The organism is Parazoarcus communis, from assembly GCF_003111645.1.
Taxonomy (GTDB): domain Bacteria; phylum Pseudomonadota; class Gammaproteobacteria; order Burkholderiales; family Rhodocyclaceae; genus Parazoarcus; species Parazoarcus communis_A.
Genome location: NZ_CP022187.1, coordinates 2,199,765 through 2,215,030 on the forward strand (window position 1 = coordinate 2,199,765; position 15,266 = coordinate 2,215,030).

A 15,266-nucleotide genomic window follows, 5' to 3' on the forward strand; every position below is an offset into this window, starting at 1 on the left:
GCTCGCCCCGCCTACACTCGGTTCATTGCGCTTTACCACTCAAGCATAGACGACACCATCACCCAATGCTCCTCCAACCGTCTTCCGACCGCCCAAGCCGTCGCGCGCATCTGCCGCAGCCGGCCACACGCGCGACCGGCAGCAGCGCCGGACCGGCCATCATCAGCCGCAGCGAGCGCATGCAGACTTTGCTGGATGAAGCGCGGATGCTTGCCAATACCGATGCGAGCGTGCTGATACAGGGAGAGAGCGGCAGTGGCAAGGAGCTGCTGGCGCGCTTCATCCACCAGTCCAGTCCGCGCGCCGCCGCCCCCTTCATCGCGATCAACTGCAGTGCGATTCCCGAACATCTGCTCGAATCCGAGCTGTTCGGTCATGTCCGCGGCGCATTCAGCGGCGCCATCAACGCCCATCCAGGCCTGTTCGAGGCCGCCAATGGGGGCACCTTGCTGCTCGATGAGATCGGAGACATGCCGCTGACGCTGCAGACCAAGCTGCTGCGAGTGCTGCAGGAGCGATCGGTGCGGGCCGTCGGCGCCATGCACAGTCGGCCGGTCGACGTGCGCATTCTGTCCGCGACACACTGCGACCTGCGCAGCGCGCGGGCAGAGGGACGCTTTCGGGAGGATCTCTACTACCGGATCAAGGTCGTCGGCCTGCACCTGCCCTCGCTCGATGAACGGCGCGAGGACATTCCCCTGCTCGCCACACACTTTCTGGAGAACATTGCCCGGCGCGACGGCAAGCGTCTGCGCGGATTCTCGGCGCGGGCACTGCAGGCCTTGTGCCTGGCCGACTGGCCGGGAAACATCCGTGAGTTGCAGAACGTGATCGAGCAGGTGTGCGCCCTCAGTACCGGCACACAGATTTCACTCGCGCAGGTCGAGCGCGCACTGCACGGGAGCTCGTGCACGCGCCTGAGCTATGCCGAAGCGAAAGCACGCTTTGAACGGGACTACCTGACCCAGTTGCTGTCTCTGACCGGCGGCAACGTGTCCGACGCGGCCAGACTGGCCGAGCGCAATCGCACCGAGTTCTACCGCCTGCTGCAGCGCCACGAACTGGATCCGGAGCGCTTTCGCAGCAAGTGCCACTCAGCGCCCGGCGCGGCGGGCTGAGAGCCCATCAGGCGGTGCCGCCGACGGTGAGTCCGTCGATACGCAGGGTGGGCTGACCGACGCCAACCGGCACGCTCTGACCGTCCTTGCCACAGGTACCGACACCGGGATCAAGTGCCATGTCGTTGCCGATCATGCTCACGCGGGTCAGTACATCGGGGCCATTGCCGATCAGGGTTGCCCCCTTCACCGGACGCGTCACCTTGCCGTTCTCGATCAGATAGGCCTCGGCGGTCGAAAACACGAACTTGCCCGACGTGATGTCGACCTGTCCGCCACCGAAGTTCACCGCATACAGGCCCTTCTTGACCGACTTGATGATCTCGGCCGGATCCTTGTCGCCATTGAGCATGTAGGTATTGGTCATGCGGGGAAGCGGCAGGTGCGCATAGGACTCGCGACGACCGTTGCCGGTTGGCGCCATGCCCATCAGGCGGGCATTCATCGTGTCCTGCATGTAGCCGGTGAGAATGCCATCCTCGATCAGCACGGTATTTTCGGTCGGATTGCCTTCGTCGTCGATGCTCAGGGAGCCGCGACGGTCCGGGATGGTGCCGTCATCCACCACCGTGACGCCGCGTGCTGCGACCTGCTGACCGATGCGGCCCGCAAATGCCGAACTGCCCTTGCGGTTGAAGTCACCCTCCAGCCCGTGACCGATTGCCTCGTGCAGCAGGATGCCCGGCCAGCCGGGGCCGAGCACGACCGGCATGGTGCCGGCCGGCGCCGGGTCGGCATCGATGTTGACGCTGGCCTGATGCACCGCGGCCCTGGCGAAGTCCTGAAGGCGTTCGTCGCAGAAATAGCCGTAATCGTAACGTCCGCCGCCGCCGGCACTGCCCTGCTCGCGCCGCCCGTTGGACTCCATGATCACCGTGATCGAAACCCGCACCAGCGGGCGCACATCGGCGGCCATGTGGCCATCGTTGCGCGCCACCAGCACGACTTCCCAGGAGCCAGCGATGTGCGCCATCACCTGGGTGACGCGCGGGTCTTCAGCGCGGGCAAAGCCCTCCAGCCGTTCCAGCAGCTTCACCTTGGCGGTGTCGTCGAGCGAATCGAGCGGATCGTCCGCACGATACAGGCGGCTGCGCGTCTTGTAAGGCGTGATCACTGCCTTGCGCCGATCGCCGACGTCGGCGATCGCACGGGTTGCGGTCGCGGCACCGACAAGCGCGTCCAGCGAGATATCGTCCGAATAGGCAAAGGCCGTCTTCTCGCCACTGATGGCGCGCACACCGACGCCCTGTTCGATGTCGAAGCTGCCGGACTTGACGATGCCCTCCTCCAGACTCCAGGCCTCGGAGCGCTGATACTGAAAATACAGGTCGGCGTAATCGATCTGATGCCGCATCAGCTTGCGGAACACCTTTTCCAGCTCGGCCTCTCCCAGCCCATAGGGCGAGAGCAGGTATTTGTCGGCAACTTTCAGGGGGTTCTTGCTCATCATGTATCCAGTTTAGGCGCTACCGCTTTGACCCGGCTCGCGCGAATTCGATCATTCTGCCACTCAGGCAAGGGCCGCCGGTTAACCGAGACAGCGGTGGCGCAGGGCCGGCAGGCTGTCCCGCAGCGAGGCAAGACGCTCAAAGTCCACATCCGCCGTCACCACGCCGGGCCCGGTTTCGAGCACATTCATCACTTCGCCCCAGGGGTCGACGATCATCGTATGCCCCCAGGTCACCCTGCCACCGGGGTGCTCGCCGCCCTGTGCGGGCGCCATGACGTAGCACTGATTCTCGATCGCACGGGCACGCAGCAGGACTTCCCAGTGCGCACGACCCGTCGTGTAGGTGAAGGCCGCCGGCAGGATGATGAGATTCACCACCCCCATGGCCCGAAACAGCTCCGGAAAACGCAGGTCGTAGCACACCGACAGGCCCGTGCGGCCCACGGGCGAGTCGAAGGTGCTCACCGTCTGTCCCGGCTCAATGGTAACCGACTCGTCGTAGCGCTCGGCACCGCGCTGAAAACCGAACAGGTGAATCTTGTCGTAACGGGCGCGTCGTTCGCCGCGGTCGTCGAACACCAGCGTGCTGTTGCGCACCTTGTTGTCGGCCTCCGCCACCAGCGGCAGCGTGCCGCCGACCAGCCATACGCGGTGACGTCTTGCCGCCGCACTCAGGAAATCCTGTATCGGCCCGCTCCCCTCGGACTCGCGCGCCCTGACCTTGGCCATCTCGTCGGTCGACATCAGGGGGAAGTATTCCGGGAGCGCGACAAGGCGCGCTCCATCCGCAGCGGCCCTGGCGATCAGACCTTCGGCAGCAGCCAGATTGGCCTCGACGTCCGGGCCTGACACGGTCTGGATCGCAGCAATTCTTACGGTTCCGGACAGGGGCGCATCAGCTTCGGACATCAATCGGTTTCCTCATGGTTTGGTCGCTGCGGGTTTGGCCGCGGGTGTCGAGCGACCGGGTATCAGGCCACCCACCGGTGAAGCCAGCTTCTCGACCACGGGATCGTTCCAGCTGCCGGTAATCGAATAGTCGAAGGCGAAGAGCTTCTCGATCGGGTCGCTGAGTGCCTTCTGCGCCAGATAGGTCACGACCCCCGCTACCGGATTGATCAGTCCCGCAGCGGCGCCAATCGCAATCGACTCCGACAGCGTCGGTTGCACGGTGACCCGCAGGTCCTGTGTTTCCTTGTCGATGTCTGCCACACCACGCATCAGCACCCGCGCCGCCGGCCCCCGGATCTCGAGATCTTCCGAGTGCATCACCCCGGCAGCGACATCGATGCTACCGGAAATGCGATCAAAGGCGAATCCTTGGGAGAAAACGTCACGGAAATCGAGCGAGATCCGCCTTGGCAGCGCCTGCAGGCTGAGAATGCCGAGCAGTCGCCCAACGCCGGGCTCCAGCTGGTTGAACTGCCCTTTCTCGGCATCGAGGTCGAGCTTGCCGTTCAGCGTCGGATAGTCGATGCGGGTCGGCGCCCCCTGCCAGCTCACCTGCCCGCCCAGGGTCGCCCGCCCGCCGCGCACGGCATCGGGGTAACCCAGCGCCCGGGTAAAGCGCCCGATGTCAGCCGTCTCCAGCACGAAGTCCAGTTGCGTGCGCGCGCTGGCACCCGGCTGCCACAGGCCGTTCCCGCTCAGGCGCCCATCGGGATGCACCAGCAGGAAGCGCTCGAGCCACCACTGCGCACGCCGGTTGCGTGCAAGCACTTCCAGCCGCCCGAGCTCAATGCCGCCGACTGCGAACCGCTCGACCCGGACATCCAGGCCGGGCAGACTGCGCGGCAAGGTCGTGCGCGTGGCCGCAGCATCGTCCGTGTTCTCGCAGTTGCTGATCGCCAGGCGCCGGAAACGTGCGGCGAGCGTGCCATCGCCCGCTTTGCGCCAGTCGAAATCGCCCTCGGCTTCAGTGCTGTCGATACGCGCTTTCCAGCCCCCGTCGTCGGCCACCGCCTTCAGCCTGAGGTCATTGAGCTGCTGCCCGAAGGCCTCCACCCGGGCCGCCTCAAGGTTCAGCCCGGTCAGCGGCGGCATGTCGCCGGACGCAGCCGACGCGGAAGCGCCCTCCGCCTCCACATCCGGCTCTTCGCTGTTGCCGAGCGCGCGACGCCACGCGTCCACATCCAGTTGCTCGAGTTTCGCGTTGACCTGCACGCCCTTGGCCGCCATCCGCACCGGCTGAAAAACGCCGATGCCGCCGCGGACGATGGCTCCATCGGAGCCCTGCTCCACTGCAAGCGCCAGCCGGTCGCCCAGACTCGCGCCGAGGGTCGTGACCCCGTCCGTGGGAAACACGATGTCAACTGTCAGCGGCCAGCGCTCTGCCGCACGTTTGTTGAACGGATAGGGCAGGCTTGAGCCGATGCCCTCGAGCTCCGAGCGCACCGCAACCTTCGTGGCGTCGCGCCCGATGGCAATGTCGGTGAGCCAGGTGCCCGTTCCCGACAGGTGGTCCAGCGCAGCCCACCCCATTTCGGCCTGCGCGGCACTTGCATTGATACCGCCACGCACCTTGAACTGCACCCGTCCGTCGGGCAGGGTCGCAGCGCTCAACTGCATGGGTTCGCCAAAAAGACGGGCTCGCGCTTCCGGGATATTGAGCTGCGCCGCGGTGAAGCGCAGGTTGCCGGCGGCCTCTTCCATCGGCGGCAACCCCTTCACCACCCACAGGCGATTGCCACTGAAACGGTAGTCACCGGTCACCGCGGTATCGACCACGTGACGCAGGGGCATGACCAGCTTGAGGCTGAGGCTGCCGTTGCCCTCGGCACGCATGTGGTCGGTGAAGCCATCGATCTGCTTGCGCACCGGGCTCTCGCTTACGAAGCGCAGAAAATCGGCCGTCGTGCCATTTGCGCGACCGGTCAGCGTCATGGTTTCACTCGGCATCACGTCCAGATCGGGCACGTTCGCCACCACATTGCTCAGCCTGACCCCGAAAATCTGGCCACGCGAGGCTTCGATGCTCATCCCCGGCCCTTCGAACCGAACCTCGCCGTCAATGCCTTCGATCGGCGGCCAGTCGGGCGCGTACTCAAGCCGCCCGTCAGCCACCTTGATGGAGACCAGAAACTGCCCCTGCCCATCGCGGAAGGGAAACTCATCCAGACGTCCCTTCAGCCGCAGCCTCGCATCGGGCACCGTGGCACGCTTGATCGCAGTGCGCACCCACTCGTGGGTGTCGTGGTTGATCACCAGGGGCAGGTAGCGCCACACGGTCGTGCCGTCAGCCCGCGTGAGCCGCGCGGAGAGGTCGATCTCGCCCGCACCGCCGGGCTCCACCCAGTAGCGGCCGGCAGCGCTGCCCTCCGCATCCTCATTGTTGAAACTGGCCGAATCCAGTGCGATCTCGACCCGCCCGTCACGCCGGGCCCAGCCCCCGTCCGCCCTGAAAGTGGAAAAGACCAGACGCGGATTGACGAACACCTCGGGCAAATCGACGTGCGTGTCGCGACCGGCAAGCAGAAAGCGCCCCGACTGCTCGGTGCCTTCCACTTCGCCGGACAGCCCCCCCACGCCGGGCAAGGACTCCCGCGCTGCAAGCCCCATGCCTTCGAAGCGGGCAGCAAGCGTCCATGACTGCGGACTTTCGACACTCCCTTTCCAGTCGAGCTTCAGCGCCGTGACCTGACCGCGCGGATCGAAGGCTGCCAGACGCTCACGTACGCTGTCGCCCAGCGGCAGATGTGCGGCAAGGCGCGCCAGAACGGCGAAATCGAGCGCATTGGCGCTCACCGCGCCACCCCCCGCCCGGCTTCCCTCGGGGTGTTGCACCCGAAGGTGGAAGTCGGTCGGTGCCATCTCCACCCCATCGCCGGTGGCCAAGGCAAGCCCACGCGACTCGAGCTCGAATCCGCTGCCCCAGCGCCGGGCTGAGAGGCGTCCGCTCAGCTGAGTCAGCTGCAGTTCGGGCAAGGCCGGCGCCAGTCGCATCGCAGCTGCGCTCAGTGCCACATCCGCATTCATTGCCGTGGCGGCCGCGCCGTCGAAATCGATCCACAGGCGCACGCCGCCTTGCCCACTGAGTTCGACCGGATAGTCCACCCAGGACTTCCATCCGCCGAGATCGGCACGCTCGAGATCGACATACAGCCGCCCAACCGTCGCCGTCAGATCCGCGGCGGAGAAACGCGTCAGCTCGCCACGCACATCCAGCGCGGACGCCAGCGCACCTGGAGGCTGCGCATGGAGCGCGAAACGCTGCTTGCTGTAGCCCTTCTCGAACGTGAATTCGACGTCCTCAAGCTGCAGCTCGGGCGCCTCGCGCAGCACATCGGTCCACGACAGCCGGGCATTGCGCACAACCACCTTGCGCTGCGCGAGCAACCAGTCGAGGAAGCTGCCGTCGCCGCCCTCGCCCTCGATCTGCAGCCCGGCGATGACGACGCTGCCATCGGCGTTGCGCCGCGCCTCGATCGAAGGCCCCACGATTTCAAGGCGATGAAAGTAGGGACGCAGGCGCAGCAAGGAGGACCACGCCAGCGTGGCATCCACCTGCTCGAGCCGCAGGGCCGGACGCCCTTCCGCATCGCTCACCGACAGCCCGGCAAGATGCAGGCGCGGGCGCAGACCGGACCAGTCGGCGCTCAGCCCCTCGATACCGACCGGCAGACCACTGACGCGCGACAGCTCGTTTGCGATCTCGGCCCGGTAAGCGCCCACTTGCGGCACCACCACCCAGCGCAGCACCAGAAACAGTCCACCGAACAGGAACCACACCAGCAACAGCGCTGCACCAAGCCTGCGCGGAAGACGGCTGCGCGCCCGCGCGCCCTCGGCAGCGGGGGGTGAATCGGGTGAAAGCGGTTTCGTGCTCATGTGCATGGGACCGGCACGGCGTCCGGAAACTCCCTTGAGATCAGACGGCATCGGGTGGCTTGGCTACAATCACGTCCTAGCGCCTTGCCCTTGCTGCTAGCACCACCGGACAGGAAGGCGCGAATTCTACCAATGTTCCGGAGCGCTTCACCCATGTCACTCGAATCTGCCATGTTGCCAGATGTAATCCGTCACGCTGCCGGCCTGTCGCGCTTTCTGCAGCGCATGCTCGATAGCCGTCCCTGGCTTGCAGAAAGCCTGGCGGCCAGCGTCGACCGCGCGATCGGGGGCGACGACATGCGCGCGTTCATCGACGCCCGCGGCGCCGATGAAGCGCAGCTGCGCCCGACCCTGCGTCATCTGCGCACCTGGGTGATCTGCCACCTCATCGTTCGCGACCTCGGCGACCGGGCCGACCTTCCCGAAGTCACGGAAACCATGACGGTGCTTGCGGAAGTCGCCGTTCGCCATGCACACGACGTGCTGCGCGAACCACTTGTGCAGCGCTACGGTCAGCCCCTGTCGCCCTCGGGCTGGGAGCAGGAGCTGCTGGTCATCGGCATGGGCAAACTCGGCGGGCGCGAGCTCAACGTATCCTCCGACATCGACCTCATCTTCACCTACCCGGAAGATGGCGACACCGGCGGCAAGAAGGTCATCAGCAACTTCGAATTCTTCGAGCGCCTCGGCAAGCAGCTGATCCAGGCGCTGGCCGACGTCACCGAGCACGGCCAGGTCTTCCGGGTCGACATGCGCCTGCGCCCGAACGGCGACTCCGGTCCGCTGGTCGCGAGCTTCGACATGCTGGAAAGCTATTTCATTACCCAGGGACGTGAATGGGAGCGCTATGCCTGGATCAAGGCCAGAGTGCTGGCAGGCGAGCGCTGGCCCGAGCTCGAGCAGATCTCGCGCCCCTTTGTTTTTCGCAAGTACCTGGATTTTGGCGCCATCAACGCCATGCGCGAACTGCACGCGCAGATCCGGCGCGAGGTTGCGCGGCGCGACCGTGCACAGAACATCAAGCTCGGCCCCGGCGGCATCCGCGAGATCGAGTTCATCGCCCAGGTCTTTCAGCTGATTCGCGGTGGCCGCGACACCGAGTTGCAGGACCGCCCCACGCTCAAGGTGCTGGCAGGCCTGGCCGAGCGTGGCATTCTCGCCGACACCACGGTGAATGCGCTGAGTGAAGCGTATGTCTTCCTGCGGCGACTGGAACACCGCCTGCAGTATCTGGACGACGCTCAGACTCACGACCTGCCGCAGAGCGACGCCGACTGTGCGCTCATCGCCCGCGCAATGGGCTTCGACGACTACCCCTCGATGCTCGAGGTGCTCGAGTCCCACCGCAGCAATGTCAGCCAGCATTTCGATTCGGTCTTTGCCGACCCCAACCAGGAAGACCACTCACTGGATTCGATATGGTCGGGTGCCGAGGATGTCGAGCTGACCACGCCGGCGCTGGCAGCCCTTGGCTACCATGATCCGGGAAAGGCGGCCTCGAGGCTTGCCGCCATCCGCAGCAGCGCACGCTACATTCAGCTGACAAACAAGATCCGCGGCCGCCTCGACGCCCTCATGCCCCGCGTCATCGAGGCGGCTGCGGCCACGCAGGGCGCCGATGAAACCCTGTCACGCTGCCTCGACCTGCTCGAAGGGATCAGCCGTCGCGGCGCCTATCTCGCACTCCTGCAACAGTATCCGCAGGCGCTGCGCAGGGTGGTCGATCTGATCAGTGCATCGCGCTGGGCCGCGCAATACCTGGGACGCCATCCCATCCTGCTCGACGAACTGCTCGACGACCGCAACCTGGAAGCCGTGCCCGACTGGGCGCGCTTCCGGGCCGAACTCGAAGCCCAGCTCGATGCCATCGAGCCGGACATGGAACGTCAGATGGACCTCATGCGTGAGCAGCATCACGCCCAGTCGTTCCGCTTGCTGACCCAGGACATCGCCGGCCTGCTGTCGGTGGAAAAGCTTGCCGACAACCTGTCAGCCCTGGCCGACACCATGGTCGAGCTCACCATCCCCCTGTGCTGGCGCAAGATCAAGATCCGCCACCGGGAATCCCCCGCTTTCGCCGTCATCAGCTACGGCAAGCTGGGCGGCAAGGAGCTTGGCTACGCGTCGGACCTCGACATCATCTTCCTCTACGATGACGACGCGCCCGAAGCGGCCGAGGTCTATACCCGCCTCGCACAGCGCACAAATACCTGGCTGTCGAGCCAGACTGCGGCAGGCAAACTGTTCGAGACCGATCTCCGTCTGCGCCCCAACGGTGACTCCGGCCTGATCGCGTGCTCGCTCGAGGCGTTCCGCAAATACCAGCTCGAGTCTGCATGGGTGTGGGAGCACCAGGCGCTCACCCGCGCCCGCTTCACCGCGGGAGACCCGGAGCTCGGTGCCGCATTCGAACGCATCCGCTGCGAAGTGCTGCGCATGCCGCGCGATGTCGAGAAGCTGCGCACCGACGTGCTCGAGATGCGCGCGAAGATGCGCAGCGCACACAGCGGCAAGAGCAGCCAGTTCGACCTCAAGCACGACCACGGCGGCCTCATCGACGTCGAGTTCCTGATCCAGTATCTGGTGTTGGGCTATGCCCAGACCTATCCGGAGCTGACCGGCAATCTGGGCAACATCGCGCTGCTGCGCATGGCCGGCGAACTCGGCCTCATCCCCGCCGACCTCGCCGCCGCCTGCGGCGACAGCTATCGCAGCCTGCGCCACCTGCAGCACCGTCAGCGCCTCAACGACCTCGCATCGCGCGTGTCGCTGCAGGAGGCCGAGTCCGCGCGCACACCCGTGATCGCACTCTGGCAGCAGGTATTCGGCACCACATGACTCCCCCGGGGTCTGTCATGGAAATGAACATGACGCCCATTTTTGCGGCAGATAGAATGCGTTCATATCAATTTCGAGGATGCTCGCCCGTCGCGGCGACATCGCCCCGATGAGTCAGGAAATCGAACTCAAGCTGAGCCTGCCAAGCCGCTCGCTCCCCGCGCTGCGCCGCCACCCCCTGGTTGCCGGTGCGCCGCGGGAAGGCAAGACGTGCACGCTGGACAATACGTACTACGACACCCCGGAGCTCGCGCTCAAGGCGCGCAAGGTGGCCGTGCGCACCCGCCACCAGGGCCGGCAGTGGCTGCAGACGGTGAAGTGTGCGGCGGTGTCGACCGGTGGGCTTTCGCAGCGCCCGGAATGGGAGCAGCCCTACACCGACCGCTTCGATTTTTCCGCCATCGACGTGCCCGAGGTCGCAAAGCTGCTCTCGCGGCACAAGGACGAACTGGTACCTGTTTTCACCACCCGCTTTCGCCGCGAAACACGGCGCTACAGCCCGCGCGAAGGCGTCTGCATTCTTCTCATGATCGACACCGGAAGCGTCGAGGCGGTCAGCCGCAGCGCACCGATCTGCGAACTCGAACTCGAGCTGGTGGAAGGCAAACCGCTCGATCTGCTCGAACTGGCCTGCGAACTCGCCCGGACCCTGCCGCTGATGCCCGGCGACGTATCGAAGGCGCAGCGCGGATACCAGCTCTTCCTCGACCTGCCCGCACGTCCGACCAAGGCAGAAGCCATCGAGCTCTCCCCCGACGACACCGTTATCGAAGCCTTTCGCCGGCACGCCTTCGGCTGCATCCGTCAATGGCAGGCCAATGCGTCGGCGATCAACGAGGGCCACGACGGCCCCGAGTTCATCCATCAGCTGCGTGTCTCGCTGCGGCGGCTGCGCTCGCTGATCAAGCTGTTCGCCCCCGCCCTGCCCACCGAGTTTGTCACCGAATGGAACGACCGCCTGCGCGATAACGCAAACCGGTTTGGCGACACGCGCGACCTCGACGTGCTCCACGCCGAGCTGCTCGCGCCCGTGGTGGCCGAAGGGCTCGCCGACGGCGCCGAAAGCGGCCTGCCGCCGCTGCTGAAGCTCATCGAAACCGCACGCCAGCAGGCGCGCAAGGACGCCTTGCACAACATCACGCACTCCGCGCAAGGGCGGCTCGTGCTCGAACTCAACGCCGCACTGCAGGGGCTCCCGGTCAGCAACCTGATTGCCGCGGTCGACCTCAAGACCTTCGCCCGTCTTCAGCTCGATCGACTGCGCAAGCGCGCACGGCGCCGCTACGAAGCGTCGGTCACCCTCGTTCCCACTCAGCTCCACACCTTGCGCATCGCAATGAAGCAGCTGCGGTACGGGCTTGAGTTCTTCGGCTCGCTTCTTCCCGCGCGCGCAGTCGAGCGCTATCTGACAGGCGTCACCGAAGCGCAGGGCACACTCGGCTTCCTGAATGACGTCGATGTGGCCCGCGGCCGGCTCAATGCATGGGCCGGCAAGCGCAGCGACCTGCTGGCAGCAGCTTCATTCATCATCGGATGGCACGGACCGCGCTACGCCCGCCTTCGACGCCGGGTGCTGCAGGAGGTCGAACCCCTGCTGTGGGGAAAGACACCGTGGTGAACCCCTGAATTCCGCCGCTGTCATACCCGTGCAAGACGTGCCGGTTACGCTAACGGCCCCTGACAAGATGGAGCACGGAATGGACTTGCTGTTGTGGCGCCACGCTGAAGCGGTGGATGGAACGCCCGATCACTCCCGCGAACTCACCGAGCGCGGGCTGAAGCAGGCTCGCCGGATGGCGGGCTGGCTTGACGCGCACCGGCCCAAACGCCTCAGAGTGCTGGCGAGTCCGACCGTGCGTACGCGGCAGACAGCCAGTGCATTCACCGACGACTTCGAGATCGTTCCCGCACTTGGACCCGATGCCGGTGTGTCCGACATGCTGGCAGCGTCCGGCTGGCCCGACGCCAGCGGCGCCACGCTGATCGTCGGTCATCAGCCCGGGCTTGGTCGCCTGGCCGCGCTGCTGCTGTCCGGCGCAGAGGCCGACTGGACGATCAAGAAAGGCGCGCTGTGGTGGTTTACCAACCGGGTCCGCGACAACGAAACCCAGACTGTCCTGCGCGCGGTCATTCCAGCCGATTTCGCCTGAGCACGGAAGCATTCCCGCAGACGCCTCCAGGGCTCGACGACGACGGGAATTTTCGCAGGTCTGACTTGTCTTAAGTTTAATCTGGCACACTACAAGGCTGTCGCGATACCGGATCGTTTTAGCGGTTTCGCGGGTGCATTCAGGCGCCAGCCAACATTGCGTAAGATAGGGTCTTTCCTGCAAAGCGGATCATGCTCAAACGTATTCTGCCCACCCATGACAGCATCAAGAAAAGCCGGCTGCTGAGCTGGCTTGGGCCGCGTGTGCACGACCCCTCGCTTTGGCACATCAACCGCCGGGCCGTTGCGCGCGGCGTTGCCATTGGCGCATTTTTCGGCCTGATGGTACCGGTGGCGCAGATCCCGGCCGCTGCAATCGCCTCGCTCTTTCTGCGCGGCAATCTGTGGATTGCGGCCGTGTCGACCCTGGTCAGCAACCCATTCACCTACGCGCCGATCTACTACTTTGCCTACCGTCTGGGCGCGAGCCTGATCGGCGCTCCGGTCCCGCAACATGCTGCGAACCTGAGCCACGATGCCGTTTCCCAGGCATGGATCAGTCAGATCACCGACCTGTGGGCCTGGATCTCGGGCATTGGCCAGCCGCTGGTACTGGGCATGCTGCTGATGGCGCTCAGCGGCGCTACCATCGGCTACTGGGGCGCAAGACTGTTCTGGCGCTACAAGGTCATTTCGAAGCGTCGTCGTCTGCTTCATGCACGCGTCCTGCGCCAGGCTCACTGAGGCTTCACCGCGCAGCGCATCGTGCTTTTTTGCAGTGCATGATCAGCGTATGCTGGCGGCTCCGGCCCCCAAACCATACCTATCGTCCCAGTCATGAACACGGAAATCCCCAACGGCACCCCCGACGTCATCGACGGCGTCAATCGCGTCTACTACGACGGCTACTGGATCAAGGCCTACAAGCCTCCTGCCGATTCGCTGCAGGCAAAAAAGACCCTGATCCAGGCCCTGACCCGCAGACTGTTCAACCATGTTGAACACGGCATCAACATTCCCGGCAAGCGTCTCAACGAAGCACGGGAAGCCTACGAGCAGGAGCAGGACCCCGAACGCAAGCGTGTGAAGGGCGCGATGCTCGCGGGTGCGATGTTCAACCGCGCCACCGACATTTTCACCAAGCTGGTCGAAATGCAGGAACTGGGGATCGAGATCGAATCCGACAACGCCCTGATGCGCGAGTGCGGCGTATGTCTGCATGAAGCGCTGATGCTGGGACGGATGGTCCGGCATCGCAGCGGAGAAGAGGGTATCGACGAACTATGGGGCGAGCCCTTCCGCGCCTTCTCGATTCCGGTCGAGGCCTTCTATGAAAGCCGTTACATCAAGATTGCCCAGACCCTGCGCGATATCGACAGGATCGCATCGGTCATGGTCGACACCTTTGCCAGCGACCCGCTGTTCGTCGGCATCGACGAACTCGTGCGTCACTTCACCGACCTTGCCAAGGACAAATGCGAAACCCTGCGCACGGACAGCAACCTGTTCGACGTGTGGGCCGAGTTCGTGGTGTCTTCCGAGCGCCTGGCGGCGTTCGCCCCGCACCTGCCGGACGATCCCGATCCGGCCACCCTGCGCCGTGCAGCCGACGGGATGCGGCTGATCCTGCAGGGGCGCGATCTGCTCAACTACATCAGCCGGGCGCGCGTGACCATGCCCAAGAGCCGGCGCGAGTACTTCGAGCGCTGCGAGCACTACGCCCGCATCTTTGCCGGCCTCGACAGCCCCCAGACACCTGAGTGGCTGTCGGCACCCTGAGCACGCTCAGGCGATGATGCCCCCGCCGAGGCAGACCTTCGACTCATAGACGACGACGCTCTGGCCGGGCGTCAGCGCCCACTGCGCCTCGGCGAAGACGATCTCCGCGCGCCCGTCCGCAATGCTGTCGATTTCGCAGGGCATGTCGGGGGTGCGGTAACGCGGCTTGGCGGTGTACACCCAGTGCGTATGGGGGTCGCGCCCGGCGATCCAGTTCAGGTCGATCGCCGTCAGCCGCTCCTTGAGCAGCGCGGGGTGTGCATGCCCCTGCACCGCATAGAGCACGTTCGACTTCACGTCCTTGCGCGCCACATACCAGGCGTCGTGCTCGCCAGCCTCATCCTGGTTGCCCTTGATGCCGCCGATGTGCAAGCCCTTGCGCTGGCCGATCGTGTGGTACATCAGCCCCTGGTGCTCACCAATGACGCGATCGTCGTCGAGTGCGCGGATCTCGCCCGGCGAAGTCGGCAGATAACGCATCAGGAACTCACGGAAGGGACGCTCGCCGATGAAGCAGATGCCGGTCGAGTCCTTCTTCGTGGCGACGTGCAGGCCCGCGGCCTCCGCGATCTTGCGCACTTCGCGCTTGTAGATTGCACCGAGCGGGAACAGGGTCTTGGACAGCTGTGCCTGATTGAGACGGTAGAGGAAATAGCTCTGATCCTTGGTGCCGTCCTCAGCCTTCAGCAGCTGGAATTCGCGCCGGCCGTCGTTCTCCCACTCCCGCACCTGGGCATAGTGCCCGGTGGCGATCCGATCGGCGCCGAGCGCCATTGCATGATCGAGAAAACAGCGAAATTTGATCTCGGAATTGCACAGGATGTCAGGGTTCGGCGTACGGCCGGCTTCATACTCGCGCAGAAAGTCGGCGAACACGCGATCCTTGTACTCGGCACTGAAGTTCACCACCTCGAGGTCGATGCCGATGACGTCGCACACCGAGGCCACGTCGACCAGATCCTGCCGCGTCGAGCAGAACTCCGAATCATCGTCGTCCTCCCAGTTCTTCATGAACAGGCCCGTTACGTTGTAGCCCTGGCGTTTGAGCAGCAGCGCCGTGACGGCAGAATCCACCCCGCCGGACATGCCGACCACCACCTTCATC

At 65.0% G+C, this 15,266-nt stretch carries 9 protein-coding genes and 1 pseudogene; 6 read left to right on the forward strand and 4 right to left on the reverse strand.

What is annotated here, in order from left to right; genetic code table 11:
* Positions 1-155: 155 nt before the first annotated feature.
* Positions 156-1,118 (forward strand): annotated as a pseudogene (locus tag CEW83_RS10025) (sigma-54 interaction domain-containing protein); the annotation flags it as partial.
* 7 nt (positions 1,119-1,125) lie between these two features.
* Here CEW83_RS10025 and tldD read toward each other — a convergent pair.
* The 3 genes from tldD to CEW83_RS10040 form a co-directional block, all read right to left on the reverse strand.
* Positions 1,126-2,568 carry a metalloprotease TldD gene (tldD, locus tag CEW83_RS10030; protein WP_420094095.1) on the reverse strand — a complete coding sequence of 481 codons (1,443 nt, stop codon included), beginning with the start codon at positions 2,566-2,568 and terminating at the stop codon, positions 1,126-1,128.
* Positions 2,569-2,646: 78 nt separating this feature from the next.
* A complete protein-coding gene (locus tag CEW83_RS10035) occupies positions 2,647-3,477 on the reverse strand; it encodes a carbon-nitrogen hydrolase family protein (RefSeq protein WP_108949214.1) in 831 nt (276 codons plus the stop codon).
* A gap of 12 nt (positions 3,478-3,489) precedes the next feature.
* Positions 3,490-7,395 carry a YhdP family protein gene (locus tag CEW83_RS10040; RefSeq protein WP_108951328.1) on the reverse strand — a complete coding sequence of 1,302 codons (3,906 nt, stop codon included), beginning with the start codon at positions 7,393-7,395 and terminating at the stop codon, positions 3,490-3,492.
* A gap of 153 nt (positions 7,396-7,548) precedes the next feature.
* Here CEW83_RS10040 and glnE point away from each other — a divergent pair, with 153 nt between their 5' ends.
* The 5 genes from glnE to CEW83_RS10065 all read left to right on the forward strand — a co-directional run bounded on the left by glnE (position 7,549) and on the right by CEW83_RS10065 (position 14,161).
* Positions 7,549-10,233, forward strand: coding sequence for a bifunctional [glutamate--ammonia ligase]-adenylyl-L-tyrosine phosphorylase/[glutamate--ammonia-ligase] adenylyltransferase (gene glnE / locus CEW83_RS10045; RefSeq protein WP_108949215.1), 2,685 nt, complete (start codon positions 7,549-7,551; stop codon positions 10,231-10,233).
* A gap of 79 nt (positions 10,234-10,312) precedes the next feature.
* A complete protein-coding gene (locus CEW83_RS10050) occupies positions 10,313-11,851 on the forward strand; it encodes a CYTH and CHAD domain-containing protein (RefSeq protein WP_332871109.1) in 1,539 nt (512 codons plus the stop codon).
* Positions 11,852-11,930: 79 nt separating this feature from the next.
* Positions 11,931-12,383: a SixA phosphatase family protein gene (locus CEW83_RS10055; protein WP_108951330.1), complete on the forward strand. Its 453-nt coding sequence runs from the start codon at positions 11,931-11,933 to the stop codon at positions 12,381-12,383.
* Between the two features lie 191 nt (positions 12,384-12,574).
* Positions 12,575-13,126 (forward strand): DUF2062 domain-containing protein, encoded by a 552-nt coding sequence (locus tag CEW83_RS10060; protein ID WP_108949216.1) that lies wholly within the window; start codon positions 12,575-12,577, stop codon positions 13,124-13,126.
* A 93-nt stretch (positions 13,127-13,219) separates the two neighbouring features.
* Positions 13,220-14,161, forward strand: a complete 942-nt coding sequence (locus CEW83_RS10065; protein WP_108949217.1) for a hypothetical protein — start codon at positions 13,220-13,222, stop codon at positions 14,159-14,161.
* 6 nt (positions 14,162-14,167) lie between these two features.
* On the opposite strand, the gene mnmA is transcribed toward CEW83_RS10065, so the two are convergent.
* Positions 14,168-15,265 carry a tRNA 2-thiouridine(34) synthase MnmA gene (mnmA, locus tag CEW83_RS10070; RefSeq protein WP_108949218.1) on the reverse strand — a complete coding sequence of 366 codons (1,098 nt, stop codon included), beginning with the start codon at positions 15,263-15,265 and terminating at the stop codon, positions 14,168-14,170.
* Between the last annotated feature and the right edge of the window lies 1 nt (position 15,266).

Excerpts from the sequence above, each read along its gene's own strand:
- CEW83_RS10055 (WP_108951330.1), top strand. The coding sequence starts at position 11,931 with ATGGACTTGCTGTTGTGGCGCCACGCTGAAGCGGTGGATGGAACGCCC.
- CEW83_RS10060 (WP_108949216.1), top strand. The coding sequence starts at position 12,575 with ATGCTCAAACGTATTCTGCCCACCCATGACAGCATCAAGAAAAGCCGG.
- CEW83_RS10050 (WP_332871109.1), top strand. The coding sequence starts at position 10,313 with ATGCTCGCCCGTCGCGGCGACATCGCCCCGATGAGTCAGGAAATCGAA.
- mnmA (WP_108949218.1), bottom strand. The coding sequence starts at position 15,265 with ATGAAGGTGGTGGTCGGCATGTCCGGCGGGGTGGATTCTGCCGTCACG.
- CEW83_RS10035 (WP_108949214.1), bottom strand. The coding sequence starts at position 3,477 with ATGTCCGAAGCTGATGCGCCCCTGTCCGGAACCGTAAGAATTGCTGCG.
- tldD (WP_420094095.1), bottom strand. The coding sequence starts at position 2,568 with ATGATGAGCAAGAACCCCCTGAAAGTTGCCGACAAATACCTGCTCTCG.
- glnE (WP_108949215.1), top strand. The coding sequence starts at position 7,549 with ATGTCACTCGAATCTGCCATGTTGCCAGATGTAATCCGTCACGCTGCC.
- CEW83_RS10065 (WP_108949217.1), top strand. The coding sequence starts at position 13,220 with ATGAACACGGAAATCCCCAACGGCACCCCCGACGTCATCGACGGCGTC.
- CEW83_RS10040 (WP_108951328.1), bottom strand. The coding sequence starts at position 7,395 with ATGAGCACGAAACCGCTTTCACCCGATTCACCCCCCGCTGCCGAGGGC.